The 26,283-nt window shown below is 73.3% G+C and carries 25 protein-coding genes and 2 pseudogenes; 21 read left to right on the top strand and 6 right to left on the bottom strand.

From position 1 onward, the window contains the following. Positions 1-2: 2 nt before the first annotated feature. The 7 genes from ACIQ8B_RS21275 (at position 3) to ACIQ8B_RS21245 (ending at position 8,289) form a co-directional block, all read left to right on the top strand. Positions 3-1,112 (top strand): LLM class flavin-dependent oxidoreductase, encoded by a 1,110-nt coding sequence (locus ACIQ8B_RS21275; protein WP_403548728.1) that lies wholly within the window; start codon positions 3-5, stop codon positions 1,110-1,112. After that, the gene (locus tag ACIQ8B_RS21270) at positions 1,109-1,864 is read left to right on the top strand and encodes a CE1759 family FMN reductase (RefSeq protein ID WP_403548726.1); all 756 of its coding nucleotides are present in this window, start codon (positions 1,109-1,111) and stop codon (positions 1,862-1,864) included. Before ACIQ8B_RS21275 ends, ACIQ8B_RS21270 begins: the two co-directional genes overlap by 4 nt. A gap of 56 nt (positions 1,865-1,920) precedes the next feature. Continuing rightward, positions 1,921-2,649: a response regulator transcription factor gene (locus ACIQ8B_RS21265; protein ID WP_403548724.1), complete on the top strand. Its 729-nt coding sequence runs from the start codon at positions 1,921-1,923 to the stop codon at positions 2,647-2,649. Next, positions 2,650-4,101: a HAMP domain-containing sensor histidine kinase gene (locus ACIQ8B_RS21260; protein WP_106413041.1), complete on the top strand. Its 1,452-nt coding sequence runs from the start codon at positions 2,650-2,652 to the stop codon at positions 4,099-4,101. It abuts the gene before it with no gap. Between the two features lie 162 nt (positions 4,102-4,263). Continuing rightward, positions 4,264-5,529 carry an ArgE/DapE family deacylase gene (locus ACIQ8B_RS21255; RefSeq protein WP_106413040.1) on the top strand — a complete coding sequence of 422 codons (1,266 nt, stop codon included), beginning with the start codon at positions 4,264-4,266 and terminating at the stop codon, positions 5,527-5,529. A 53-nt stretch (positions 5,530-5,582) separates the two neighbouring features. After that, positions 5,583-6,290 (top strand): AAA family ATPase, encoded by a 708-nt coding sequence (locus ACIQ8B_RS21250; RefSeq protein ID WP_290005584.1) that lies wholly within the window; start codon positions 5,583-5,585, stop codon positions 6,288-6,290. A 91-nt stretch (positions 6,291-6,381) separates the two neighbouring features. After that, on the top strand, positions 6,382-8,289 hold the full coding sequence (locus ACIQ8B_RS21245; protein ID WP_403548721.1) for a sigma-70 family RNA polymerase sigma factor: 1,908 nt from the start codon (positions 6,382-6,384) through the stop codon (positions 8,287-8,289). On the opposite strand, the gene ACIQ8B_RS21240 is transcribed toward ACIQ8B_RS21245, so the two are convergent. The 3 genes and pseudogenes from ACIQ8B_RS21240 to ACIQ8B_RS21230 all read right to left on the bottom strand — a co-directional run. Then, positions 8,283-8,900 carry a VOC family protein gene (locus ACIQ8B_RS21240; protein ID WP_403548719.1) on the bottom strand — a complete coding sequence of 206 codons (618 nt, stop codon included), beginning with the start codon at positions 8,898-8,900 and terminating at the stop codon, positions 8,283-8,285. The two genes, ACIQ8B_RS21245 and ACIQ8B_RS21240, sit on opposite strands and share 7 nt — an antisense overlap. A gap of 429 nt (positions 8,901-9,329) precedes the next feature. After that, entirely contained in the window at positions 9,330-9,815 is a 486-nt protein-coding gene (locus ACIQ8B_RS21235; protein WP_403548717.1) for a DUF4396 domain-containing protein, read from the bottom strand. Positions 9,816-9,883: 68 nt separating this feature from the next. Continuing rightward, positions 9,884-10,582 (bottom strand): annotated as a pseudogene (locus ACIQ8B_RS21230) (alpha/beta fold hydrolase); the annotation flags it as partial. Here ACIQ8B_RS21230 and ACIQ8B_RS21225 point away from each other — a divergent pair. From ACIQ8B_RS21225 to ACIQ8B_RS21215, 3 genes and pseudogenes are all read left to right on the top strand, one after another. Beyond that, positions 10,563-11,018, top strand: a pseudogene (locus ACIQ8B_RS21225) (BTAD domain-containing putative transcriptional regulator); the annotation flags it as partial. The pseudogenes ACIQ8B_RS21230 and ACIQ8B_RS21225 sit on opposite strands and share 20 nt — an antisense overlap. A gap of 10 nt (positions 11,019-11,028) precedes the next feature. Then, a complete protein-coding gene (locus tag ACIQ8B_RS21220) occupies positions 11,029-11,220 on the top strand; it encodes a hypothetical protein (RefSeq protein ID WP_403548715.1) in 192 nt (63 codons plus the stop codon). A 111-nt stretch (positions 11,221-11,331) separates the two neighbouring features. Then, positions 11,332-12,309: a phosphotransferase family protein gene (locus tag ACIQ8B_RS21215; protein WP_403548713.1), complete on the top strand. Its 978-nt coding sequence runs from the start codon at positions 11,332-11,334 to the stop codon at positions 12,307-12,309. An 85-nt stretch (positions 12,310-12,394) separates the two neighbouring features. Here ACIQ8B_RS21215 and ACIQ8B_RS21210 read toward each other — a convergent pair whose 3' ends face one another. Further along, a complete protein-coding gene (locus ACIQ8B_RS21210) occupies positions 12,395-13,003 on the bottom strand; it encodes a hypothetical protein (protein ID WP_198602497.1) in 609 nt (202 codons plus the stop codon). A 328-nt stretch (positions 13,004-13,331) separates the two neighbouring features. Here ACIQ8B_RS21210 and hemL point away from each other — a divergent pair, with 328 nt between their 5' ends. The 7 genes from hemL to ccsB all read left to right on the top strand — a co-directional run bounded on the left by hemL (position 13,332) and on the right by ccsB (position 21,186). Further along, positions 13,332-14,648, top strand: a complete 1,317-nt coding sequence (gene hemL, locus ACIQ8B_RS21205; RefSeq protein ID WP_403548711.1) for a glutamate-1-semialdehyde 2,1-aminomutase — start codon at positions 13,332-13,334, stop codon at positions 14,646-14,648. Positions 14,649-14,686: 38 nt separating this feature from the next. Beyond that, entirely contained in the window at positions 14,687-15,334 is a 648-nt protein-coding gene (locus tag ACIQ8B_RS21200) for a histidine phosphatase family protein (RefSeq protein WP_290005852.1), read from the top strand. Positions 15,335-15,465: 131 nt separating this feature from the next. Further along, positions 15,466-16,761, top strand: coding sequence for a hypothetical protein (locus tag ACIQ8B_RS21195; RefSeq protein WP_403548709.1), 1,296 nt, complete (start codon positions 15,466-15,468; stop codon positions 16,759-16,761). 77 nt (positions 16,762-16,838) lie between these two features. Further along, on the top strand, positions 16,839-17,498 hold the full coding sequence (locus ACIQ8B_RS21190) for a TlpA family protein disulfide reductase (RefSeq protein WP_403548707.1): 660 nt from the start codon (positions 16,839-16,841) through the stop codon (positions 17,496-17,498). A gap of 1 nt (position 17,499) precedes the next feature. Then, positions 17,500-18,273 carry a cytochrome c biogenesis CcdA family protein gene (locus ACIQ8B_RS21185; RefSeq protein ID WP_106413025.1) on the top strand — a complete coding sequence of 258 codons (774 nt, stop codon included), beginning with the start codon at positions 17,500-17,502 and terminating at the stop codon, positions 18,271-18,273. 4 nt (positions 18,274-18,277) lie between these two features. After that, positions 18,278-20,080 carry a cytochrome c biogenesis protein ResB gene (locus ACIQ8B_RS21180; RefSeq protein WP_403548705.1) on the top strand — a complete coding sequence of 601 codons (1,803 nt, stop codon included), beginning with the start codon at positions 18,278-18,280 and terminating at the stop codon, positions 20,078-20,080. Next, positions 20,077-21,186: a c-type cytochrome biogenesis protein CcsB gene (gene ccsB / locus ACIQ8B_RS21175; protein WP_403548703.1), complete on the top strand. Its 1,110-nt coding sequence runs from the start codon at positions 20,077-20,079 to the stop codon at positions 21,184-21,186. Before ACIQ8B_RS21180 ends, ccsB begins: the two co-directional genes overlap by 4 nt. A gap of 351 nt (positions 21,187-21,537) precedes the next feature. On the opposite strand, the gene ACIQ8B_RS21170 is transcribed toward ccsB, so the two are convergent. Then, the gene (locus ACIQ8B_RS21170; RefSeq protein WP_106413022.1) at positions 21,538-21,870 is read right to left on the bottom strand and encodes a PLD nuclease N-terminal domain-containing protein; all 333 of its coding nucleotides are present in this window, start codon (positions 21,868-21,870) and stop codon (positions 21,538-21,540) included. A 66-nt stretch (positions 21,871-21,936) separates the two neighbouring features. Between ACIQ8B_RS21170 and ACIQ8B_RS21165 the strand changes: the two genes are divergently transcribed. Together ACIQ8B_RS21165 and mqnP are read left to right on the top strand one after the other, a co-directional pair. After that, entirely contained in the window at positions 21,937-23,394 is a 1,458-nt protein-coding gene (locus tag ACIQ8B_RS21165; RefSeq protein WP_403548701.1) for a menaquinone biosynthesis decarboxylase, read from the top strand. After that, positions 23,391-24,296: a menaquinone biosynthesis prenyltransferase MqnP gene (gene mqnP, locus ACIQ8B_RS21160; RefSeq protein ID WP_403548700.1), complete on the top strand. Its 906-nt coding sequence runs from the start codon at positions 23,391-23,393 to the stop codon at positions 24,294-24,296. Before ACIQ8B_RS21165 ends, mqnP begins: the two co-directional genes overlap by 4 nt. A 10-nt stretch (positions 24,297-24,306) precedes the next feature. Here the strand turns inward: mqnP and ACIQ8B_RS21155 are convergent, their stop codons facing one another. Further along, positions 24,307-24,912 (bottom strand): rhomboid family intramembrane serine protease, encoded by a 606-nt coding sequence (locus tag ACIQ8B_RS21155; protein ID WP_290005613.1) that lies wholly within the window; start codon positions 24,910-24,912, stop codon positions 24,307-24,309. Positions 24,913-25,002: 90 nt separating this feature from the next. Between ACIQ8B_RS21155 and ACIQ8B_RS21150 the strand changes: the two genes are divergently transcribed. Next, on the top strand, positions 25,003-25,689 hold the full coding sequence (locus ACIQ8B_RS21150) for a UbiX family flavin prenyltransferase (RefSeq protein ID WP_106413019.1): 687 nt from the start codon (positions 25,003-25,005) through the stop codon (positions 25,687-25,689). Positions 25,690-25,791: 102 nt separating this feature from the next. Next, a complete protein-coding gene (locus ACIQ8B_RS21145; RefSeq protein ID WP_290005615.1) occupies positions 25,792-26,250 on the top strand; it encodes an Lrp/AsnC family transcriptional regulator in 459 nt (152 codons plus the stop codon). Positions 26,251-26,283 lie beyond the last annotated feature (33 nt).

Below are 26,283 nucleotides of genomic sequence, written 5' to 3'. Positions count from 1 at the left end.
CCATGCAGTTCGGGATCTTCAGCGTCGGGGACGTCACCCCCGACCCGACGACGGGGCGCACGCCGACCGAGCGCGAGCGGATCAAGGCCATGGTCGCCATCGCGCTGAAGGCCGAGGAAGTGGGCCTGGACGTGTTCGCGACCGGGGAGCACCACAACCCGCCGTTCGTGCCGTCCTCGCCGACCACCATGCTCGGCTACATCGCGGCCCGCACCGAGCGGCTGCTGCTGTCCACCTCCACCACGCTGATCACCACCAACGACCCGGTGAAGATCGCCGAGGACTACGCGATGCTGCAGCACCTGGCCGACGGCCGGGTGGACCTGATGATGGGCCGCGGCAACACCGGCCCGGTCTACCCCTGGTTCGGCCAGGACATCCGCCAGGGCATCAACCTCGCCATCGAGAACTACGCCCTGCTGCACCGGCTGTGGCGCGAGGACGTCGTCGACTGGGAGGGACGCTTCCGCACCCCGCTCCAGGGGTTCACCTCCACGCCCCGCCCGCTGGACGGCGTGCCGCCGTTCGTCTGGCACGGGTCCATCCGCTCGCCGGAGATCGCCGAGCAGGCCGCGTACTACGGCGACGGCTTCTTCCACAACAACATCTTCTGGCCGGCCGACCACACCAAGCGGATGGTCGAGCTGTACCGGACCCGGTACGCCCACTACGGGCACGGCACGCCCGAGCAGGCGGTCGTCGGGCTCGGCGGGCAGGTGTTCATGCGGAGGAACTCGCAGGACGCGGTGCGGGAGTTCCGGCCGTACTTCGACGTCGCGCCGGTGTACGGGCACGGGCCCTCGCTGGAGGAGTTCACCGCGCAGACGCCGCTGACCGTGGGGTCCCCGCAGCAGGTCGTCGAGAAGACACTGTCCTTCCGCGAGTACGCCGGCGACTACCAGCGCCAGCTGTTCCTGATGGACCACGCGGGCCTGCCGCTGAAGACGGTGCTGGAGCAGCTCGACCTGCTCGGGGAGGAGGTCGTGCCGGTGCTGCGGAAAGAGTTCGCGAGGAACCGGCCGGCGGACGTGCCGGAGGCGCCGACCCACGCCTCGCGGCTGGCCGCGGCGCGGAAGGCCGCCACCGCCGAGGAGGAAGGGGCGCGGGCATGAGCATCGTCGTCGTGTCGGCCGGGCTGAGCGTGCCGTCGTCCACGCGGCTGCTGGGCGACCGGCTCGCCGAGGCCGCCTCCGCGAGCCTCGGGCAGGCCGACGTCCGGGTGATCGAGCTGCGGGACCTCGCCGTGGAGATCGCGCACGTCTTCACGAACGGCTTCCCCGGGCCGGGACTGTCGGACGCGTTCGACGCGGTGACCGGGGCGGACGCGCTGATCGTGGTCACGCCGGTGTTCTCGGCGTCCTACAGCGGGCTGTTCAAGTCCTTCTTCGACGCGCTGAGCGCCACCGACCCGGAGGCGCTGACCGGCACGCCGGTACTGATCGCGGCGACGGGCGGCAGCGTGCGTCACTCGCTGGTCCTCGACCACGCGCTGCGCCCGCTCTTCTCCTACCTCCGCGCGGTCGTCGTCCCCACCGGCGTCTACGCGGCCTCGGAGGACTGGGGCGCGGAGGGACTGAACGCCCGCATCGCGCGGGCGGCGACCGAACTGGCCGCGCTGGCGGCCACCACGCCGGCGACCCGGCCCCTGCCCCGGCAGGCGGCTCCGGCCGACCGTCCCCGGCGGGACGCAGCGCCTGGCGGCTCGGAGGCCCGGCAGGTCCCCTCCGGCCGGGAACCGGCAGGCCAGGGCGGGACGGAGGTCCGGCAAGGGGCGGCCGGCGGCGCACCCCTCCCCAGGAGGGACTCGTTCGAGGACGTGACCCCCTTCGAGGAACGGCTCGCCGCGTTGCGCCCCGGCGGGTGAGGCCGGGGTGAGCGAGCGGGGGGCCGTGCGGCCCGCCGGGTTGGCACACTGGGCGGGTGCCGCACACCGTTCTGCTCGCCGAAGACGACCGCGCCATCCGCAACGCGCTGGAGCGCGCGCTGACCCTGGAGGGCTACCGCGTCACGGCCGTCGCCGACGGCGCCGAGGCCCTCGCGCAGGCCCGCCGCAGCCGGCCCGACGTGCTGGTCCTCGACGTGATGATGCCCGGCATCGACGGGCTCCAGGTGTGCCGGGCGCTGCGCGCCGAGGGCGACCGCACCCCGGTGCTGATACTGACCGCGCTGGTGGAGACCGCCGACCGGATCGCCGGCCTGGACGCGGGCGCCGACGACTACGTCGTCAAGCCGTTCGACGTCGAGGAGGTCTTCGCCCGGCTCCGCGCCCTCCTGCGCCGCGCGGCCCCCGCGCCCGCGGAGCCCGAGCGGGCCGCCCAGGAGTCCGGAGCCGCGGCGGCGCCGTCCGGGCGCCACCTGGAGGCGGCCGGGCTGCGCATGGACCCGCAGGCCCGCCGGGTCTGGCGCGGCGACCGCGAACTGGAGCTGACCCGCACCGAGTTCGAGCTGCTGGAACTGCTGATCCGCAACGCCGGCGTGGTCCTCGAGCACTCCGCCGTCTACGACCGCATCTGGGGTTACGACTTCGGCCCCGGCTCCAAGAACCTCGCCGTCTACGTCGGCTACCTGCGCCGCAAGCTCGACGAGCCCGGCGCCCCGCAGCTCATCCACACGGTGCGCGGGGTGGGCTACGTCCTGCGGGAGGGCTGAGTGGCCGCCGACGGCGGTGCGCACGGACCGTCCGTCCCGCGTCACCGGCTGCGCCTGCTGTCGCTGGGCACCACCTTCGCCGTGGCGTTCGCGGCGGTGACCGCCACCGTCACGCTGCTGGTCGGCTTCCTGTCGTACAACGCGGCCGCGCGGCTGGTGCGGGTGGACCAGCAGTCCGTGTTCGACGAGGTGGTGCGGGACCTGAGCGGCGAGGTCCGGGCGAACCGGATGACGCCGCACGACTTCTCCTCCGCCGCGCCCGGCCACGACCTGGTGCGTCCCGCCCGTACCGACGTGCAGGTGCTCGGGCCGGACGGCGGGATCGTCGACCCGGGCGACCCCGGACTGCCCGTGGTGGACGCCGACCGCCGGATCGCGGGCGCCGCCGCCGCGGGGCGCGTGGTCGTGCACGCCGAGGTGGACGTCGGCGACGACGTCTACCGGGTCGCGACCGTCTCCCTCGGCGGCGGCAGGGGCGCGGTGCAGGTCGCGCAGGAGTTCAGCGACACCGAGGACCTGCTGCGCGCGCTGCAGCGGCGCACGTTCCTCCTCATGGCGGCCGTGGTGGTCGCCGCCGGGCTGTTCGGCTGGTGGCTGGCCCGGCGCATCACCCGCCGCCTGGTGGTGCTCACCCACACCGCCGAGGCCGTCGCCCGCACCCGCCGTCTCGGCATCCAGGTGCCGGTCGCCGGCTACGACGAGGTGGGGCGGCTCGGCCGCGCCTTCGACCGGATGCTGGGCCGGCTCGCCCAGTCCGAGGAGGACCAGCGCCGGCTGGTCCAGGACGCCGGACACGAGCTGCGCACCCCGCTCACCTCGCTGCGCACCAACATCTCGCTGCTGCGCCGCATCGACGAACTCCCGCCGGACAGCCGCGAGGAACTGGTCACCGACCTCGCTCAGGAGGCGCGGGAGCTGACCGACCTGGTCAACGAGCTGGTCGACCTCGCGGCCGGGCAGTCCGACACGGAGCCGCCGCGGCGGATCGACCTCACGGACGTCGCCGAGGACGTGGCGGGCCTCGCCCGGCGGCGCACGGGGCGGGAGATCGTGGTCCGCGCGAGCGGGGACACCACGACCCACGGGCGGCCCGGGATGCTCACCCGGGCGCTGTCCAACCTGGTGGAGAACGCGGTCAAGTTCGACCGGGAGGGCCGCGCGCCCGTCGAGATCCACGTGGCGGGACCGGCCCGGCCGGGCACGGTGCGGGTGGAGGTGCGCGACCGGGGGCCGGGCATCGCCGACGACGACCTGACCCGCGTCTTCGACCGCTTCTACCGCGCCGCCGACGCACGGTCCCTGCCCGGTTCGGGCCTCGGCCTCTCCATCGTCCGCGAGATCGCCCTCGCCCACGGCGGCGCCCCGTACGCCTTCCGCCGCGAGGGCGGCGGCACGGTCACCGGCTTCACGGTGGCCGGGGCGGTGGCGGAACGGGACGACGCGGAGGCGTAGCCGGTTCGCGGCGCGGCCCGCCGGCCGGAGGCGCCCGCGTGTCCTCCGGCCTCGTGGACGGCCCGGTGCGCCGCCCCTCGGAGGCGTAGCCCCTCCCCGGCCGGTGCAGGTATGGATGCGGGGGCGGTGCCGTGTCGTCCCCGGGGTGAGGGGAGGAACGGCATGCTGAGCGATGAGGAGGCCGCGGCGCTGGCGGCGGTCGACGCGGCGGCGACGGCGCGGACGCTGATGGAGCTGATCTCCGTGCCGAGCGTCACGGGGAGCGCCGCCGAGTCCGAGCTGCAGCACCAGCTCGCGGGGCGGCTGGAGTGGCTGGGGCTGGACGTGGACCTGTGGCCGATGGACCTGCCCGCGCTGCGCGCCGAGCCGGACTTCCCCGGCACGGAGGCGCCGCGCGAGGAGGCGTGGGGGCTGGTCGGCACCACGCCCGACGGGGGCGACGGGCCGACGCTGATCCTCCAGGGTCACGTCGACGTCGTACCACCGGGGGACCTGGCCGCGTGGGACGGGGACCCGTTCGTGCCGCGGGTGACGGGGGACCTGGTGCACGGGCGCGGGGCGTGCGACATGAAGGCCGGACTCGCGGCGCACCTCGCCGCGCTCGCCGCGATACGGGCGGCCGGGACACGGCTGCGCGGCCGGGTCGCCGTGCACTGCGTGGTCGGCGAGGAGGACGGCGGCATCGGCGCGTTCGGCACGCTGCGGCGCGGTCACACCGGTGACGCCTGCGTCATCGCCGAACCCACCGCCGGCACCCTGATCACCGCCAACGCGGGCGCGCTGACGTTCCGGATCGCCGTGCCCGGACGGGCCGCGCACGGCAGCGCGCGGGAGAAGGGCGTCAGCGCCGTGGACGCCTACCTGCCGCTGCACCGGGCGCTGGCCGCGCTGGAGGAGGAGCGGAACCGGGACCCGGACCCGCTGCTCGCCGAGTACCCGATCCCCTACGGCCTGTCGGTGGGCACGCTGCGGGCCGGGGACTGGGCCAGCAGCGTGCCCGATCTGCTGGTCGCCGAGGGCAGGTTCGGCGTGCGGCTCGGCGAGGACCCGGCGGACGCGCGCGCCGCGCTGGAGCGGTGCGTGGCCGAGGCGTGCGCCGCCGACCCCTGGCTGCGCGACCGTCCGGCCACGGTGACCTGGCCGGGCGGGCAGTTCGCGAGCGGCATGCTGCCCGAGGGGCACCCCCTCGCGGACGCGGTCGGCGCCGCGCACGCCGACGCGACGGGCGGACCCGCGCCCCGGCGGCGGGGGGCCACGTACGGCAGCGACCTGCGGCACTACACCGGCGCCGGGATACCGGCCCTGCAGTACGGTCCGGGCGACATCGCCGTGGCCCACAGCGCACGGGAGCACGTCAGCGTGCGGGAGGTGGTGGAGGCGGCGCGGACCCTGGTGCTGACGGTGCTGCGGACGGTGGGCACGAAGTGAGCGGGCGGGGGGGCGGGCCGCCCGCCGGACCGCGCCGTGACAGACTCGATCCCGTGATCATCGAACGTGCGTACGCTCATGTGGATGCGTACGACGCGGGGGAGTGGCCCTGGTCGGTCCCGTGCGTCCGCGCGCTCCTCGGCGACGGCCTGCGGTTCACCGCCCCGGTGACCTTCGTCGTCGGGGAGAACGGCTCCGGCAAGTCGACCCTGGTCGAGGCGCTCGCCGAGGGCTTCGGCCTGGACCCCTGGGGCGGCTCGCACGAGTGGCGGTACGCCAGCCACCGCGCCAAGTCGGTCCTGGGCGAGCGCATCCGCTTCGACGCGGCCCCCCACGGCCGCCGGATGCTCGCCTCCTGGTCCGCCCGCCAGGGCTTCTTCCTCCGCGCCGAGACCGCCCTGGACGCGCTGGACCGGGAGGGCCTCGCGCCGGACGAGCGCAGCCACGGCGAGGGCTTCCTCGCGGCGTTCCGGAACAAGTTCCTGCGCCCCGGGCTGTACGTCATGGACGAGCCCGAAGCCGCCCTGTCCTTCTCCTCGTGCCTCGAACTGCTCGGTCACATCCACCAGTTGACGAGCGCCGGCGCGCAGGTCGTGTGCGCCACCCACTCCCCGCTGCTGACCGCCCTGCCCGGCGCGGACATCGTCGAGGTCGGTGACCACGGCATCCGGCGCACCGCCTGGCAGGACCTCGCCCTGGTCGACCACTGGCGCCGCTACCTCGCCGACCCGGCGGCGTACCTGCGGCACGTCCTGGACTGACCCACGGACTTTCCGTTATCCCGCCCCGGGCGGCGGCTCTCCTGTCACGACGGGCAGTTCGGTCCGGGACCGAGAAGGAGCGTGGACGAGCGTGGCAGCGAGCACAACACCCGGCAGGGGACGGGGCGGCGACCCGAGCCGCGGGACGGTCGAGGCGGCACGGCGCGGTGACCAGCGCGCCCAGGACGAACTGGTCGCCGCCTGCCTGCCGTTGGTCTACAACATCGTCGGCCGCGCCCTCAACGGGCACCCCGACGTCGACGACGTGGTGCAGGAGACCATGCTGCGCGTCCTCGGCTCCCTGGGCTCGCTGGACGACCCGGCGCGTTTCAGGTCCTGGCTGGTCGCCGTCACCATGAACCAGCTCCGCCACCACTGGCGCGACCACCGTACGGAGCCGCCCCGCTCGGGGCTGCACGACGCCCGGGAACTCGCCGACCCGGGAGCCGACTTCGTCGACCTGACGATCGTGCGGCTGGGACTGGAGGGGCAGCGGCGGGAGGTCGCCGAGGCCACCCGCTGGCTGAACCCCGACGACCAGGCGCTGCTGTCCCTATGGTGGCTGGAAGCGGCGGGCGAGCTGACGCGGGCGGAGGTGGCGGCCGCACTGGAGCTGTCACCGCAGCACGCGGCGGTGCGCGTCCAGCGGATGAAGGCCCAGCTGGAGACGGCACGCCTGGTGGTGCGGGCGCTGTCCGCCCGTCCGCGCTGCGTCCTGCTGGACGACGTGGTGGCGGGCTGGGACCTGACCCCCTCGGCCCTGTGGCGCAAGCGGATCGCCCGTCACGCCCGGGACTGCACGGTCTGCGCGGGCTTCCAGTCCGGCCTGGTCCCGGCGGAGGGCCTGCTCGTCGGGCTGGGCCTGGTCCCGGTGGGCGCGGGCCTGCTCGCGGCTGCCGCCGTGCTCACCGCCTACGGCGCGGGGACCGCGGAGGCGTCACCGGCCGCCTTCGCCGGAGAACCGACGGCGACACCCGGGCCCGAGGGGACGGCGGCGCCGTGGTCCCAAGGTCAGCCGGACGGTGCGGTGGGTTCGTGGCCCCGGGGTCAGTCGGACGGTGCGGCGGCGCCGTGGTCCCAGGGCCGGTCCGGCGGTGCGGCGGCGTCGGGGCAGGACGAGGGCTTCGGCGGCATGGCGGCGGCGCCCGGTGCGCCGGAGGGCTCGCGTGGTGACGGGGAGCCCGGCCCGGCGGAGGGGCACGGCGGCCCGGGAGCGGCGGACGTGGTGGCCGGACACCGCAGGAGCCGTCGCGTGCGGAGCCGGGAGCGGAGGCGGCGCGGCCGGGCCGTCGCCGCCGCGGCCGCGGTGCTGCTGGTCACCGGAGGGGTGGTATCGGGCGTCACGATACTCACGCCGGACGACGGCGCGGACCGGGTGCGGGCGGCGCCGACGAGCGGCCCGGCGTCCGCCCCGCCCAGCACCGCGGCGTCCGCCCCGCCCACCGCCACCGCCTCGGCGTCCCGGTCCGCACGGGCCACGCCGTCCGCCGAGGCGTCCCGCACGCCGAAGCCCTCCGCCACCCCCCGCCCCACGAAGTCCGAGGCGCGTCCCGAACCCGCCCGGACCACGTCGACGCCCCCGCGGCAGCCCGCGGAGCCGAAGCGGGAACCGGACCCGCCGGCCCCGCCCGCCGGCCCCGCCGCCCAGGTGCTGGCCCTGACCAACGCACAGCGGGCGCAGGCGGGCTGCGCCCCCGTGAAACTCGACGACCGGCTCGCCAGGGCGGCCCAGGCGCACAGCCAGGACATGTCCGCCAACGGCTACTTCTCCCACACCGGCCGCGGCGGCAGCAGTTTCGTGGACCGCGCCCGGGCCCAGGGACACCCGAGTCCGGGCGCCGAGAACATCGCCCGGGGCCAGAGCTCCGCCGCGAGCGTCATGGACGCCTGGATGAACTCGCCCGGACACCGCGCCAACATCCTGAACTGCTCGCTGACCAGCCTGGGCGTCGGCGTGGTCAGCAGCGACTGGACCTGGACCCAGGTCTTCGGCTACTGACCGGACGCCTCGCAGACGAAGCCGTCCGGGTCGGTGAAGGGGCCGGCCCCGCTGCCGAGGACGATGCGGTGGGAGCCGGCGCCGTCGGCGGGGACGCCCGCGACCTTCGCCAGCGCCCGGCGCTTGTACAGCGACAGCTTCACGGTGCCGGGGTCACCGGCGAACTCGACGTACCGGCCGCCGAAGCTCTTGCCGACGGTGAGGCCGCGCTCGACGTAGAACCGCTTGGTCGCCTTCACGTCCTCGACGCCGAGCAGCAGCACGATCTCGTCGATCGTCCGGGTGACCGGGCCGGTGTCCTTCTTCGACGACGTCACCAGTTGCCAGACCGTGCCGTCGGGGGCCTGGACGACACCGCCGTAGCCCCACAGGGACTTCTCGGCGGGCTTCAGCTCCGTGGCGCCCGCGTCGAGGGCGGCGCGGTGCAGCGCGTCGACGTCACCGGGCCGGGACGTGACCAGCGACAGGGTGAAGCCGCGGAAGCCGTTCGTGGGCTCGGCGGACTCGCCGAGGCGCACCCGCTCCCGGTCCAGGCCGAAGGCGTCGGAGTAGAAGCGCGCGGCGGCCGTGGGGTCGGCCACCTCCAGCGTGACGGAGTCGATGGAGTTCATGCGGTCGACGGTAGGGCCGCCCCGGCCGCCGGTGCTTCTCGGAAACTGACCGGTCCCCGGGGCGGCGCCGCGCCGTCAGCGACTGCCGGTGAACTCGCCGCTGAGCGGCTTGTGGAGGTGGTGACCGCACAGGCGACGGTGACCAGCACGACGACGGTCTCCCCGGGCGGCGTCCGCCGCAGTGTCTCCGGGGCGGTCGAGTGCCGGTCGAAGGCGGCCACCGGCACCATCCGTCACGGACATGCGCACGCGCTCTCCTGCGGCCTGCGGCCTGCGCCTTCACCGGCCCCGACACGGCTGACCCGCCCGCTTTGTCCTCCGCCCGCGTTCGGCCTTCTCCCGTGAGCGCGGGGCCGGGCGCCCCCGTTCACCCGGTGTCCCCGTCCGCCTGCGGGCCGGGCGGGAGCTGACCGGCGTGCCGGGGCGGGGTCAGTGGTGGGCGTGGACCACCGCGTGGCCCTTGCCCCGGCCGATCATCCACTTGTTGACCGGGGTGGTGACCAGGAAGGCGACGGCGAAGCCGCCGAGCAGGGCGTACCAGAACAGGCCCTCGGACAGGTGCGCGTCCATCGCGCCCGGGGTGAGCGCGATGATGCCGTTGTCGACCAGCTCCATCACCGCGATGGAGACGGTGTCGGCGGCCAGCGCGACCTTCACGGCGGCCTTCGGCGACACTCCGGCGCGCACCACGGCGAAGAGGGTGAAGGAGTAGCCGAAGACGAAGGCCAGGGCGATGGCCAGGATCATCGTCGGCGCGTTGCCCCACATCAGGGACGTGCCGATGACCATGCCGAGGATCTCGCCGACGGCGCAGCCGAGCAGGCAGTGCAGTGTCGCCCGTACCGCCGTCGACCAGGTCGCGCCGGGCGCGGCGCCGTGTGCGGGGCCGGTGTGGTGGTGCAGGGCGTGGTCCATGGACCTCATCCCCCTTCGAAGCGCCACGGGGACGGTGCGTCCCCACGCCTGCCGTAACCATATACCCCCTAGGGGTATTCCGGAAGGTGCGCCCTGTCGGTCGGGCCCGTCTGTCGGGTCAGCAGTTCCCGGATCGCCGCCGTGACCTCCTCGGGCGCCTCCTCGGCCATGAAGTGCCCGGCCCCGGTCGGCCGGTGGTCCAGATCCGGCGCCCAGGCCCGCCACACCGCGGTGGCGTCGTAGCCCAGCTGGGCGCCCCCGTCCTGCTGGAGGACCGTCACGGGCATGGCGAGCCGGGCCCCCGCGTCCGGACCGGCCCGGTCGTGCTCGATGTCGACGCCCGCCGGGGCCCGGTAGTCCGTGACGATCGACGGCACCGCCGCGCGGCTCGCCCGCAGGTACTCGGCGCGCACCTCCGGAGGCAGCGCGTCCGGGCCGGTGGACCAGGCGTCGGGGAACGACCCGAAGAAGGCGTCCGCGCTGCCCGCGGTCATCGCCTCCGGCAGACCGGGCGGCTGCGCCATCAGGTACAGGTGGTACGCGACCGCCGCGGAGACGCCGTGCAGGACGTCCCACATGTCGAGCGTGGGCACGATGTCGAGGATGCCGAGGTGCGTGACGGTCTCCGGGTGGTCGAGCCCGGCCCGGAAGGCGACGAGGGCGCCCCGGTCGTGACCGACGAGGGCGAAGCGGTCGTGGCCGAGCGCGGCGGCCAGGGCCACGACGTCGCCCGCCATGGTGCGCTTGGCGTACACCCCCGGCGCGGTGACCTCGCTCGGCGAGGCGCTCGCCGCCTGGCGCGGACCCGCCTACGCCGACGTGACCGGCTCCGCGTGGGCCGAACGCGAGCGCGCTCGGCTGGACGAGCTGCGGGCGGAGGCGGTCGAGCTGCGCACCCGTCTCCTCCTCGACCGCGGGGAGGGCGCCGGTCTCGCCGCCGACCTGCGCGACCACGTCGCCGCACACCCCTGGTGTGAGCCCGCCTGGACGCTCCTCGTCCGCGCCCTGCACCACGAGGGCCGCCGGGCCGATGCCCTGGCCGCCCTCCGCCGGGCCCGCGCCACGCTCGCCGACCAGCCCGGTCTCGACCCGGGCGCCGACCTCTCGCGCCTGGAGACGGACCTCCTCAACGGGGTCACGCCCTTCGCCGCCCCGGCGACCACCTGGACCGGCTCCGGCGTCCCCCTCGGCCCCCGCACCACCGCCCGACCACATGCAGGAGGCCCTGTGGTGCCTGATCGCCCGCGCCGCCGTCCGCCTGGGCGACCGCGACACCGCCGCGCGGGCCGCGGACGCCCTCCGCGACGCCCGCACGGAACACGCGGGTGCCGCCTGCGGCATGCTGACCCTGGGCCCGGTGGCGACGTACCTGGACGAGGCGGAGGCGTGCGCGGGCACGGGGTGAGCGGAGCCGCACGCCCCGGGACTCCTCCCCCTCGCCGAGCCGGGCGAGCTGAACGACCGGCTGGCACGTTTCCTCGGCCGACAGCTCCTCCGTGTCCGTATGCTGCCCCGCATGGCGGCCACGACCGAAGACACCGACCACCCCGAAGACACCGGCCACCCCTGGGACGCCACCCGCGCCTGGGTGGAGAAGACCCTGTCCGCCGGGGAGCGCGTCGAGCGGGTGGAGCGGCTGCGCGGCGGCTGGACGTCGGAGATGCGCCGGCTCGACGTCAGCGGTCCGGACGGCCGTCGCTCACTCGTCCTGCGGTCCTTCGTCAAGCCGTTCTTCGTGCGGCACGCGGAGGGGCTGCTCACCCGTGAGGCGGACATCCTGCGCCTGCTCGACGCCACGGACGTCCCCGCGGCCACCCTCGTGGCGGTGGACGCGACCGCCCGGCACTGCGACCACCCGTCCCTGCTGATGACCCTGCTCCCGGGCACCGTCCGCACGGACGACCAGGGCGCGCGGGCCCGGGCCGACGAGCTCGCCCGCCTTCTCGTGCGCATCCACCGCCTGCCGGTGCCCGCACACCGGCGACCCCGCGCCTACCAGGCCTGGGCCTCCCCGGACCGGGTGGCACCGCCCCCGGCCGCCCGCCGCCCCGAGCTGTGGCACCGGGCCGCCGACCTCATCCGCCGCGAACCCCCCGCCCACGCGGGCCGCTTCCTGCACCGGGACTTCCACCCGGGCAACGTCCTGTTCACCGGCCCCGACGACGCCCCGGAGGCCGGCGGAGTCGTCGACTGGGTGGAGACCTCCTGGGGACCGGCCGACCTGGACGTGGCCCACTGCTCGACCGCCCTCGCCCTGCTGCACGGCGCCCCCGAGGGCATGGCCTTCGCCGACCGCTACACCGCCGCCGGCGGCACCCTCGACCCCGACCCGGCCGCCCACCTCCACTGGCGCCTCCTGGACACCCTGGGCTACGGCGACGCGGAGAAGGTCGCGGTCCCCTGGCGCCACCTGGGCCGCACCGACCTGACCCCCGGACTCCTCACCCGCCGCCCGGAGGCCTACCTCGACGCCCTGTTCACCCGATACGGCTGACCCGCCCCGGCCGCCACGGACGCGAGACGGGGCGGGTTCCCGGAACCCGCCCCGTCACGTCGTTACCCGTCGCGTCAGCCCCCGCTCAGGGCCACACCAGGCAGTACGGCTGATGCCCCGCCTCGTGCAGCCGGTGGCTGAAGTCCTGCCACTCGTGGAGGAGCCGGTAGACGTTGAACGCGTCGCGCGGGCCGCCGCGGTCCGGGACCGTCGACCAGATGAACGCGGCCGCGCCGACCGCTTCCTCGCCTATGTCGCGGAGCGGGTCCACCACCGTCATGGGCAGCTTCACGACCGCGTAGTCCGGGTGCAGGACGACCAGTTCGAGCGGCGGGACCCGGTGCAGGGGCACGCCCTCGATGCCCGTGAGGACCATCGCGGCCATGGTCTCCGGCTTGATCTTGGTGAACATGCCGCCCATGCCCAGCTCGTCCCCGCCGAGCTCCTCGGGGCGCATGGAGATCGGGACGCGGGCCGCGGTGGCGCCGTCCGGCGCGCCGAAGTACTTGTACGTCACCCCCACCCGACCACCATTCCTGCTCCCCGCCCCGCTCAGAGGGCCGATCCGCTCCGGCTCGCCGTGTGAACGACGCGTCTGATGTGTTTCCTCCGCTTCGCGTCGGTGCCTTCCCCGCCGGGCACGTCGAGGACCCAGGTCACCGGTCCCCTCGCCCAGTCCGCCACCGCGATGCATATCTCCACCCGACTGCTTTTCTAGGACGCGTGGTCCCCGCCGCGCAACCCGATCATCGTGACAGTGACCTCCCCCACGGCCGCCCGCCGAAACGTGCGGTGAACCATCCGTCCGCGAGTTCTTCGCGGGCCCTGGCCGCCCCGGCCGTGCGAGCTGTGTGCACCAGGGGTCAGTTTCGCAGATCACGGCCGCTCCGGGGCCCCGATCGGAACCCCGATCGGGGCGGGGACGCCTCGGAGCGCCCCTGGCCTACCCTGAAACGAGTCACAGCAGCCGCAGCCCGGAGGAACAGCCGGGACGTCGGAAAAGGTCGGAGAAGTCGCAGGTCATGAGCGAACTGCCATATTCGTACGAAGCCCCAGCCTCGCAGGCGCTGTTCGATCGTGCCGCGGCCGTCACTCCCGGTGGTGTGAACTCACCGGTGCGTGCCTTCCGCGCCGTCGGCGGCACGCCCCGGTTCATGGTCTCCGGCACCGGGCCGTACCTGACCGACTCCGACGGACGGGAGTACGTCGACCTGGTGTGCTCCTGGGGGCCGATGATCCTCGGGCACGCGCACCCCGAGGTGATCGCCGCCGTCCAGGAGGCCGTCGCGCGCGGCACCTCCTTCGGCACGCCCGGTGAGGGCGAGGTCGCGCTCGCCGAGGAGATGGTCGCCCGGATCGAGCCGCTGGAGCAGGTGCGGCTGGTGTCCAGCGGCACCGAGGCCACCATGTCGGCGATCCGGCTGGCGCGCGGCTTCACGCGGCGCACCAAGGTGATCAAGTTCGCGGGCTGCTACCACGGCCACGTGGACTCGCTGCTCGCCTCCGCCGGCTCCGGCGTGGCGACCTTCGCGCTCCCGGACACCCCGGGCGTCACCGGCGCGCAGGCCGGCGACACCATCGTGCTGCCGTACAACGACCTGGACGCCGTGCACGCCGCGTTCGCCGCGCACCCGGGCGAGATCGCCTGCGTGATCACCGAGGCGTCCCCCGGCAACATGGGCGTCGTCCCGCCGCTGCCCGGCTTCAACCAGGGGCTGAAGGACGCGTGCGCCGCGAACGGCGCGCTGTACATCTCCGACGAGGTCATGACCGGCTTCCGCACCAGCCGCGCCGGCTGGTACGGCGTCGACGGCGTGCGCCCCGACCTGATGACCTTCGGCAAGGTCATGGGCGGCGGCTTCCCGGCCGCGGCGTTCGGCGGGCGCGCCGACGTCATGGCGCACCTCGCCCCGGCCGGACCCGTGTACCAGGCGGGCACCCTCTCCGGGAACCCGGTCGCCACCGCCGCCGGGCTCGCCCAGCTGCGGCTGCTCGACGACGCCGCGTACGAGAAGGTGAACGCGGCCTCCGCGCAGATCCAGTCCCTCGTCACCGAGGCGCTGACCAAGGAGGGCGTCGCGCACACGCTGCAGAACGCCTCCAACATGTTCTCCGTGTTCTTCACGGAGAACCCGGTGCGCGACTACGAGGACGCCAAGGCGCAGGAGTCGTTCCGTTTCACCGCGTTCTTCCACTCGCTGCTGGCGAACGGCGTCTACCTGCCGCCGTCCTCCTTCGAGTCCTGGTTCGTGTCCACGGCCCACGACGAGCGGGCCGTCCAGCGCATCGCCGACGCCCTCCCGGCGGCGGCCCGAGCAGCGGCGGAGGCCACCGCGTGAGCGACAAGAACACCGAGGACGTCACCGTCGTCCACCTGATGCGGCACGGCGAGGTCGAGAACCCCGACGGCGTCCTCTACGGCCGCCTCCCCGGCTACCACCTCTCCGAGCTGGGCCGCCGCATGGCCGACCGGGTCGCCGAGCACCTGGCGCCCCGCGACATCGTGCACGTCGGCGCCTCCCCGCTGGAGCGGGCGCAGGAGACGGCCGAGCCGATCGCCAAGGCGCACGGCCTGGACATCGCCACCGACCGGCGGCTGATCGAGGCGGAGAACGCCTTCCAGGGCAAGACCTTCGGCATCGGCGACGGCGCGCTGCGCCGCCCGGGCAACTGGAGGCACGTCCGCAACCCGTTCAAGCCGTCCTGGGGCGAGCCCTACGTCGACCAGGTGGTCCGGATGATGGGCGCGCTGGAGGCGGCGAGGGACGCGGCCCGCGGGCACGAGGCGGTGCTGGTGAGCCACCAGCTGCCGATCTGGATCGTGCGGTCCTACGTGGAGAAGCGCCGGCTGTGGCACGACCCGCGCCGCCGCCAGTGCACGCTGGCCTCGCTGACCACGTTCACGTACCGCGGCGACACGATCGTGTCCGTCGGTTACAGCGAGCCCGCCCTCGACCTGGTGCCCGCGCATCTGCGGGCGGGCGCCAGGCCGGTGAAGGGCAAGGGCAAGGCCTTCGGCGCGTGACACCCGTGCGAGGGCGGTGCGCCGCCCCCACGGGGGTTTCATTGCGAAACCTCCGCATCCGACGGGAACCTCCCCCTTCGCCGCGTCCTCTGAACGGGTGACCACTCACGGACGTGACGAAGGGGGTCGCCATGCGCGCTCTCTCCCGCAGGGGAATGCTCGGGCTCGGCGCGGGTGCCGCTGCCGCCGTCTCCTTGGCCGGCTGCGGCGGCCCCACCGGCTCCGACGGATCCACCCCCGGCGGAGGTTCCCGCACCGGGACCGGTGACCGTCCCGCGTCGCCGAAGCCGACCGCGACGGTCCGTCCGATCGGCGACGGCTCCACCTCCTTCACCGGCGGACAGCCCCGCCAGCCCGAGCCGCCCGTGCCCCTGGAGCCGGGTCAGGCGCCCCCGCAGTTCGTGGTGTTCTCCTGGGACGGCGCCGGCGAGGTCGGCAACGGGCTGTTCCCGCGCTTCCTCGACCTCGCCCGGGAGCACGGCGCGTCCATGACGTTCTTCCTCTCGGGGCTGTACCTGCTGCCCGAGTCGAAGAAGCGGCTCTACGACCCGCCGAACAACCCGCGCGGCGCCTCCGACATCGGCTACCTCACCGACGAGCACATCAAGGACACGCTGAGGAACCTGCGCCGCGCCTGGCTCGAGGGGCACGAGATCGGCACCCACTTCAACGGGCACTTCTGCGCCGGCCCGGGCAGCGTCGACGCCTGGACGCCCGGGCAGTGGCGCAGCGAGATCGAGCAGGCGAAGTCGTTCGTGAAGGAGTGGCGGACCAACTCCGGGTGGACCGGCGTGGAGCCGCTGCCGTTCGACTACGACAAGGAACTGACCGGCGGCCGTACGCCCTGTCTGCTGGGCCAGGACCGGCTGCTGCCCACCGCCCGTGAGCTGGGCTGGCGCTACGACGCCTCCTCGCCCGGCGGACGCCAGGTCTGGCCGTCCAGGAAACAGGGCGTATGGGACCTTCCGCTCCAGCAGATACCTTTTCCCGGACGTTCCTTCGAAGTCCTTTCGATGGACTACAACATGCTCGCCAACCAGTCGCTCCACTCCACCAACGCCCCGGCCCACCACCACCCGGGCTGGCGGCGGCAGTCGACGCAGGCGTACGTATCCGGTTTCCAGCGGGCGTACGAGACGAACCGGGCGCCCTTCTTCGTCGGCAACCACTTCGAGCAGTGGAACGGCGGCATCTACATGGACGCCGTGGAGGAGGCGCTGAAGCACATCGCGCGGGAGAGGGAGAAGGGCGGCGACGTGAGGATCGTCTCCTTCCGGCAGTTCTGCGACTGGCTCGACGTGCAGAAGCCCGAGATGCTCGACCGGCTGCGCACCCTGGACGTCGGCGAGGAACCCTCCGACGGCTGGCAGGCGTTCACCCGCGACCTCGCCGGCGCGGCCTCCACGGGGGCCGCCGGCCCCGCCTGAGACGCGGGTTCCCGCCCGTGCCGGGGCGCGCAGGGGGGTGCGCAAGATCCCCAGAACGGGCATGCGAAACTTTTCACATGAGTGCCGCCAGCCGTCCCCCCCAGCGCTCGAACCGAGCCGCGCAGAGCTCGCACCGCGCCGCCCGTGCCGTGCGCGCCCGCCGCCGTGCCGCCCTGGCCGCCGGCGCCGCCGCGGCCGCACTGCTCCTCACCGCGTGCGGAGAGGGGGGCACCTCCGGCGGGGGCGGCGACACCGGCTTCGTCACCGGCACCGACGGCATCTCCACCGTCTCCGCGGGCGAGCGCGTGGCCGCGCCCGAGCTGTCCGGGGAGACCCTGGAGGGCGAGCGGCTCGACGTCGGCGACTACAAGGGCAAGGTCGTCGTCCTCAACGTGTGGGGCTCCTGGTGCAACCCGTGCCGCGCCGAGGCCAAGTACTTCGCCAAGGTGTCCCAGGAGTACGCGGACCAGGGCGTCCAGTTCGTCGGCATCAACACCCGCGACGGCAGCACCACCGCCGCGCTCGCCTTCGAGAAGGACTTCGGCATCACCTACCCGAGCCTGTACGACCCCACGGGCAAGCTGATGCTCCGCTTCGAGAAGGGCACCCTCAACCCGCAGGCCATCCCCTCCACCCTGGTGCTGGACCGGGAGGGCCGGATCGCCGCCCGCTCGCTGACCGCCCTCGACGAGGAACGGCTGCGGAAGATGCTCGAACCGGTCGTCGCGGAGAAGTGACGTGACGGCCCTGCACACGCTCGCCGCGGAGACGGGCTACAACGGCACGGTGCTGAACGGCGCCCTGCTGGTGGCCCTGCCCATCGCCGTGCTCGGCGGACTGGTCTCCTTCTTCTCCCCCTGCGTCCTGCCGCTCGTCCCCGGCTACCTCTCCTACGTCACCGGCGTCTCCGGCACCGACCTGGCCGAGGCCCGGCGCGGCCGCATGGTCGCCGGCGCCTCCCTGTTCGTGCTCGGCTTCACCGTCGTGTTCGTCTCGGGCGGCGCCTTCTTCGGCTACTTCGGGCAGACGCTCCAGGAACAGTCGGGCGTGCTGTCCAAGGTGCTCGGCGTCTTCATGATCCTCATGGGCGTCTTCTTCATGGGCCTGATGCCCTGGCTCACCCAGCGGGAGTTCCGCTTCCACAAGCGCCCCGCCACCGGCCTGGTCGGCGCGCCCGTGCTCGGCGCCCTCTTCGGCATCGGCTGGACCCCCTGCATCGGGCCCACCCTCGCCTCCGTCCTCACCCTGTCCGCGCAGCAGGAGAGCGCCGGACGGGGCGCGGTGCTGACCGTCGCGTACTGTCTGGGGCTGGGCGTGCCCTTCGTGCTGGCCGCCGTGGCCTTCCGCAAGGCGCTCGGCGCCTTCGGCTGGGTCAAGCGGCACTACGTCTGGGTGCTGCGCATCGGCGGCACGATGATGATCGCGACCGGCGTGCTCCTGCTGACCGGCGCGTGGGACACCCTCGTGGCGGAGATGCAGACCTGGTCCAACGGCTTCACGGTGGGGATCTGACCCGATGAGCGACACGACGACGGACGACACCACGAAGACCGGTGACGACCAGGACCTGGGCGCCGCCGGCTCCCAGCTGTCCACCGCCCCGGTGGAGGACTCGCCCTCGCCCGACCTGCCCGCCCTGGGCGTCATCGGCTGGGCCCGCTGGTTCTGGCGGCAGCTCACCTCCATGCGGGTGGCGCTGCTGCTCCTGCTGCTGCTGTCGCTGGCCGCGATCCCCGGCTCGCTCATCCCGCAGACCGGCATCGACGAGACGCGGGTCGCCGACTTCCGCGAGCAGCACGACGTCCTCGCGCCGGTCTACGACAAGCTCGGCCTCTTCAACGTCTACAGCTCGGTGTGGTTCTCCGCGATCTACATCCTGCTGTTCATCTCCCTCATCGGCTGCATCGTGCCCCGCACCTGGCAGTTCGTCGGCCAGCTCCGCGGCCGCCCGCCGGGCGCGCCCCGCCGGCTGACCCGGCTGCCCGCGTACACCACCTGGCGCACCTCGGCCGGCCCCGAGGAGGTGCGCGAGGCCGCCCTCGCGCTGCTGAGGAAACGCCGCTTCCGCGCCCATGCCGTCGGCGACGCCGTCGCCGCCGAGAAGGGCTATCTGCGCGAGCTCGGCAACCTGGCGTTCCACCTCGCGCTGATCGTGATGCTGATCGCCTTCGCCTGGGGCCAGCTGTTCAAGTCCGAGGGCAACAAGATCGTCGTCGAGGGCGACGGCTTCTCCAACACGCTCACCCAGTACGACGACTTCAGGTCCGGCAGCCTCTTCACCAACGACGACCTGGAGCCGTTCAGCTTCGACGTCGAGGAGTTCACCGGCACCTACGAGCGCACCGGACCCAACCGGGGCACCCCGCGCACGTACGAGACCGAGGTGACGTACACCGAGGGCGCGGACGGCGAGGAGAGGAGCGCCGTCATCAAGGTGAACAAGCCGCTGGAGATCGGCGACGCCAAGATCTACCTCGTCAGCCACGGCTACGCGCCCGTCGTGACCGTCCGCGACGGCAAGGGCGAGATCGTCTACCAGGACGCCGTGCCGCTGCTGCCGCTGGACAACAACGTCACCTCCAACGGCGTCGTGAAGGTCCTCGACGGCTACCGCAACCCGCGGGGCGAGAAGGAGCAGCTCGGCTTCCAGGCCTTCTTCGTGCCGACCTTCGGCGGGTCCGCGAGCGGCACGATGCTCTCCCAGTTCCCGGCGCTGGACTATCCGGTGCTCGCGCTCAACGCCTACCACGGCGACCTGAAGGCCGACTCCGGCATTCCGCAGAGCGTGTACCAGATGGACAAGACGAAGATGAAGGAGTTCAAGGACGCCGACGGGGAGCTGCTGAAGAAGCTGCTCCTCCCCGGCGAGACCATGACGCTCCCCGGCGGCGCCGGCTCGATCACCTTCGAGAAGGACATCAAGGAGTGGGCCGGCTTCCAGGTCGTCCAGGAGCCGGGCGGCGGCTGGGCGCTCGGCGGCGCCGTCGTGGCGATCGGCGGACTGGCCGCCTCGCTGTTCGTCCAGCGCCGGCGGGTGTGGGTGCGCGCGGTGCGCGGCGACGACGGCGTGACCGTCGTCGAGATGGCGGGCCTCGGCCGCAGCGAGTCCGCGAAGGTGCCGGAGGAACTCGGCGACCTCGCCGGGATGCTCTACGACCGGGCGCCCGGCGTACCGGACGACGCACCGGAGCCGAAGGGCACACCGGACCAGGGCGGCACGCCCCCCGAAGACCCCGGAACGCCCGACGGATCCGGAAGAACCAAGTCCACCGACCCCGACTCCCAAGCCGTGCCTGCCGAAGGGGCTGAGCAGCAGTGACTCTCGCCGCCGCGACCAACGAGAACCTCGCGGAGATCAGCAACATGCTGATCTACTCCGCGATGGCGGTCTACACCCTCGCTTTCTTCGCGTACATCGCCGAGTGGCTCCTCGGCAGCCGGAGCAAGGTCGCCCGCACGGCGGCCGCGCTCACCCCGAAGAAGACGACGGGGCAGGCGCCGGCCGTGACCGTGAGGCAGGGCGGCGGCACCGCCGTGCTGGAGCGGCCGAAGGTCGTGGTCCGCGCCGCGTCCGGCTCGCGGGACGTGCCCGACGGACCCGGGGCGCACGGCGGCGACGAGAAGGGCGACCTCTACGGACGCATCGCCATCTCCCTCACCGTGCTCGCGTTCGCGCTGGCGTTCGGCGGGGTGCTCACCCGCGCGCTGTCCGTGGAGCGGGCGCCGTGGGGCAACATGTACGAGTTCAACATCACCTTCTCCACGACCGCGGTGGGTGTGTACCTCCTGCTGCTGGCGCTGAAGAAGAACGTGCGCTGGCTCGGCCTGTTCCTCACCACGTCGGTCCTGCTCGACCTCGGTCTCGCCGTCACCGTTCTGTACACCGAGAGCGACCAGCTGGTTCCCGCCCTGCACTCGTACTGGCTCTACATCCACGTCTCCACGGCGATCCTGTGCGGCGCGGTGTTCTACGTCGGCGCGTTCACGACGATCATGTACCTCTTCAAGGACGCGTACGAGAACAAGCTGGCGAACGGCGGCAAGCCGGGCAGCTTCGCCACGTCGTTCCTGGAGCGGCTGCCCGCGGCGGCCTCGCTGGACAAGTTCGCCTACCGCGTCAACGCGGCCGTGTTCCCGCTGTGGACGTTCACGATCATCGCGGGCGCCATCTGGGCCGGCGACGCGTGGGGCCGCTACTGGGGCTGGGACCCCAAGGAGACCTGGTCCTTCATCACCTGGGTCGCCTACGCCGGCTACCTGCACGCCCGCGCCACCGCCGGCTGGAAGGGCCGCAAGGCCGCCTACCTGGCCCTGCTCGCCTTCGGCTGCTGGCTGTTCAACTACTACGGCGTCAACATCTTCGTCTCCGGCAAGCACTCCTACGCCGACGTCGGCCTGGGCGTGCTCCAGGCGGCCGGTTTCTGAGCCGAGCCGCCACGCGCCGCGCGGAGGCCGCCCCGGACCACGGTCCGGGGCGGCCTCCGCCGCGTTCACTCCCCGATGCCCTCACCCGTCACGCCGGGCGCCGGGCGAGGCCCGGCGTGCCGGGACCGACGCGGACGGCAAGGGCGCCGGCGGCCCGGTGGAGTCCGCGGGGCGCCTCGGGCGGCACGTACCGGATCGTCCGCACGGCGTCCCGGTCCGGGCGGCACCGTGATCCCCGCGAGGACCGGCAGACGCCTGGAACACGCCCGGCCGAGCGGCTCGAGCACGGTGCGGGGCCGCGCGGGCACGGCCTCCCGGAGCCGGGCCGGGAGCCGACGCGGGCGGAGGCGGTCAGCCGGCCCCGCCGCGATCGCCGTCCCCCGGCTTGTCGTCCTTGTCCTTGTCGTCGTCCAGCGACTTCAGGAAGTCCGGGTTGTCGTCCGGCGCCACCCACTGCTGCCGGCCGCCGCCCCGGCCCCAGGCGGAACCGCCCGCGCCGGCGGGCTGCCGCTTCTTGCCGGCGATGATCCAGGAGATCGACCCGACCAGCGGGAACAACAGCACGAGGATCGCCCACAACGGCTTGGGCATGTGCCGGATGTCCTCGTCCTTGGTGCTGATGCAGTCGATGAACGCGTAGACGCTCAGGGCCAGTGGCACGAGGAACATGAGCACCCGAAGCATGGGCCTCTCCAGCGAAAGGGGTGGGCGGTACCCGTCCAGCGTAGCCGCTCGGGGATACTGGACCCCATGGCTTACGACGATCTTCGCTCCCTGCTCAGGGCGCTGGAGCGCGAGGGAGACCTCAAGCGCATCAAGGCCGAGGTCGACCCGCATCTGGAGGTCGGTGAGATCGTCGACCGGGTGAACAAGGCCGGCGGTCCCGCCCTGCTCTTCGAGAACGTGCGCGGCTCCGCGATGCCCCTCGCCATGAACGTCTTCGGCACCGACCGCCGGCTGCTGAAGGCGCTGGGCCTGAAGTCCTACGCGGAGATCGGGGAGAAGATCGGCGGGCTGCTCAAGCCCGAGCTGCCGCACGGCTTCGTCGGGGTGCGCGAGGCGTTCGGGAAGCTCGGCGCGATGACGCACGTGCCGCCGAAGAAGGTGAAGTCCTCCGACGCGCCCGTGCACGAGGTCGTGCTCACCGGCGACGACGTGGACCTGGAGTCGCTCCCGGCGCTCTTCACCTGGCCCAAGGACGGCGGCTCCTTCTTCAACCTGGGGCTCACCCACACCAAGCACCCCGAGAACGGCGTCCGCAACCTGGGCCTGTACCGGCTGCAGCGCCACGACAGGCGCACCATCGGCATGCACTGGCAGATCCACAAGGACAGCCGCAACCACTACCAGGTGGCCGCGCGGCGCGGTGAGCGGCTGCCGGTCGCCATCGCCTTCGGCTGCCCGCCCGCCGTGACGTACGCCTCCACCGCGCCGCTGCCCGGCGACATCGACGAGTACCTGTTCGCCGGGTTCCTCCAGGGCAAGCGGATCGAGATGGTGGACTGCAGGACGGTCCCGCTCCAGGTGCCCGCGCACGCGGAGGTCGTCCTGGAGGGCTGGCTGGAGCCCGGCGAGATGCTGCCGGAGGGCCCCTTCGGCGACCACACCGGCTTCTACACCCCGCAGGAACCGTTCCCCGCGCTGACGATCGACTGCGTGACGATGCGGAAGCGCCCGCTGCTCCAGTCGATCGTGGTCGGCCGCCCGCCGACGGAGGACGGCCCCCTGGGCCGGGCCACCGAGCGCTTCTTCCTGCCGCTGCTGAAGATCATCGTCCCGGACATCGTGGACTACCACCTGCCCGAGGCCGGCGGCTTCCACAACTGCGCGATCGTCTCGATCGACAAGAAGTACCCGAAGCACGCGCAGAAGGTGATGCACGCCGTCTGGGGCGCGCACATGATGTCGCTGACCAAGCTGATCGTGGTCGTCGACTCCGACTGCGACGTGCACGACCTGCACGAGGTCGCCTGGCGGGCGCTGGGCAACACCGACTACTCCCGCGACCTCACCGTCGTCGAGGGCCCCGTCGACCATCTCGACCACGCGTCGTACCAGCAGTTCTGGGGCGGCAAGGCGGGCATCGACGCGACGAGGAAGTGGCCCGAGGAGGGATACACGCGCGACGGCGGCTGGCCCGACATGGTCGAGTCCGACCCGGAGACCGCCGCGAAGGTCGACCGCCGCTGGAAGGAGTACGGGCTGTGACCTCGGCCTCCGCCGCCCTCCCGCAGCAGCCGGGCCGCGCCAGGGCCTTCCTGCGCCTGGTGATGATCGAGCACTCGGTGTTCGCGCTGCCCTTCGCCTACATCGCCGCGCTCACCGCGATGCACGAGTGGGACCGGAACATCCACTGGGGCAAGCTGCTGCTGGTCACGCTGGCGATGGTGGGCCTGCGCACCTTCGCGATGGCCGCCAACCGCATCATCGACCGCGAGATCGACGCCCGGAACCCGCGCACCGCGCACCGCGAGCTGGTCACCGGGGCGGTGTCGGTCAAGCACGCCTGGACCGGCGCGCTGATCGCCCTCGCGGTGTTCCTCGGCGCGGCGGCCCTGCTCAACCCGCTGTGCCTGGCCCTCGCGCCCGTCGCCGTCATCCCGATGGTGGTGTATCCGTACGGCAAGCGGTTCACCGACTTCCCGCAGGCCGTCCTCGGTCTCGCGCAGGCGATGGGCCCGGTCGGCGGCTGGCTGGCGATCACCGGGTCGTGGTCCTGGGACGCGGTCGTCCTCGGCCTCGCGGTCGGCATCTGGATCGGCGGCTTCGACCTGATCTACGCCTGCCAGGACGTCGAGACCGACCGGGAGATCGGCGTGAGGTCCGTCCCGGCCCGCTTCGGCGTCCCCGCGGCGATCTGGGGCGCCCGCGCCTGCCACACCGTGACGACGGCCCTGTTCGTCTGGTACGCGGTGCTCACCGGCGCCGGCGCCTTCTTCTGGCTGGGCCTGCTGATCGTGGCCGCCGCCTTCGTCTACGAGCACACCATCGTCCGCCCGCACGACCTGACCCGCGTCAACCGCGCCTTCTTCAGCGTCAACGGCTTCATCGGCATCGCCCTGTTCGTCTGCGCGCTCCTCGACCTGCTGGTGCGCGGGCTGACCGTGTGAGCGGGCGCGTCTAGAGGACCGGCTCGCGGCGTTCAGCGGGGCGGCGGCGGAGCAGGAAGGCCGCCGCCACGCCTGCCGCCAGGCCGATCAGATGGCCCTGCCAGCTGACGCCGGACTGGGTGGGGGCGATCCCCGCGAGAATCGAGCCGCCCCAGACCGCGGCCACCAGGACACCCACCAGCACGCCCAGCGGACGGCGCTCGACGAAGCCGCTCACCAGCAGATAGCCGAACAGGCCGAAGACCAGGCCGGAGGCGCCCGCCGTGTTGCTGTCCGCGGGGGAGACCAGCCACACGCCCAGACCGTCCGCGACGACGATCAGCGCGCACACGACGAGGAACCGGCGTATCCCGCCGAGCGCGGAGAGGAAGCCCAGCACCAGCAGCGGCACGCTGTTGGCGGCCACGTGGGAGAAGCCGAAGTGCACGAAGGCGGACGGGACGACGTCCACCAGCTCGGACGGGGTGCGCGGCACGACGCCGAAGCCGTCCAGCGCGTGCCCGGTGGCCACGTCGACCACCTCGAGCACCCACAGCAGCGCCACCCAGCCCGCCATCAGCACGGCGGCGGTCCGCACCCGGTCGCCGCGCGACCATGTGAGACGCGTGTCCGTCATCGTCCACCCCCACGCCGGGCCGTTGTCGGGTAGAACGCCCGGCACCCCTGGGCCGGTTCCCGCCCTGCGACTTTGGATAGGCTCGGTCCCGTGAACCCAGCCAAGCCAGGAGAGACGCGGCGATCGCCTTGGATCGTAGGGGTCTCGGGCGCCTCCGGCACTCCCTACGCCGCCGCCGTGCTGCGTGGGCTGCTCGCCGCGGGGGAGAGCGTCGACCTCGTCGTCAGCCGGGCCTCGCGGCTCACCCTGCTGGACGAGACCAAGATCGCCTTCCGGGACGCCCATTGGCGTGACGACCTGCGGGAATGGCTCTCCCGGGGGGCGGACGGAAAGCCGGACACCTTCTCCGTCGACCTCGACGGCGTACGGTACTGGGCCGCCGGGGACCTCGCGGCCGGACCGTCCTCGGGGTCGTACCCGAGCAAGGGCATGCTGATCGTGCCCGCCTCCACGGCGAGCGTCGCCGGAGTGGCGCTCGGGCTGTCCAAGGACCTGCTGCAGCGGGCGGCGAGCGTCACCCTCAAGGAGGGCCGCCCGCTGGTCGTGGCCGTGCGGGAGACCCCGCTGAACGGCCAGACGCTGCGGCACCTGGTGACGCTGGACGACGCGGGCGCGACCGTGCTGCCCGCCTCACCGGCCTTCTACGCGGGCGCGACGCACATCCAGGACCTGGTGGACTTCGTCGCCGGACGCGTGCTCGACGCGGCGGGCGTCCCCCACACCCTGTACCGCCGCTGGGAGGGCGAACTGGGCGGCGGATCCCGCGCGGACGGCTGATCCACCCGCCCCGCGGCCCGGTGCGCCCGCCGGACCGCGGACGCACCACACGGCACCACCTCTCGGAAACTCCGTACCTCTTCAGTGGAAGGCATCGATTCGATGGACGCGGTGGACAGGCAGCTCATCCAGGCCCTGCGGGAGAACGGCCGGGCCTCGTACGCGGAGCTGGGGCGCCTCGTCGGTCTGTCGGGACCCAGCGTCACCGACCGCATCAACCGGCTGGAGGCGGCCGGCGTCATCACCGGTTACCGCGCCACGGTGGACGCCGCCTCGCTCGGCCTCGGCGTCACCGCCCTCATCGGCATCTCCCTCTCCGACGCCGCCGACCACGAGGACGTGGCCCAGCGGCTGAAGGACCTCCAGGAGATCGAGGACTGCTGGTTCATCGCCGGCGAGGACTCGTTCATGCTCAAGGTGCGCGCCACCGACGTGGACGGCCTGGAGAGCATCATCCGCCGGCTGTCCGGCACCAAGGGCGTCTCCCGCACCCGCACCACCATCGTGCTCTCCACCAAGTGGGAGAACCGCGTGGGTGAGCTGCCCGAGGAGGCCGGCTGACCGGGGCGTACGGTGGGGCGAGTCGGTCTTTCG

The sequence above is a fragment of the Streptomyces sp. NPDC096105 genome, from assembly GCF_044763335.1.
Lineage (GTDB): Bacteria > Actinomycetota > Actinomycetes > Streptomycetales > Streptomycetaceae > Streptomyces.
This window is presented reverse-complemented; position numbering and strand designations above follow the sequence as displayed.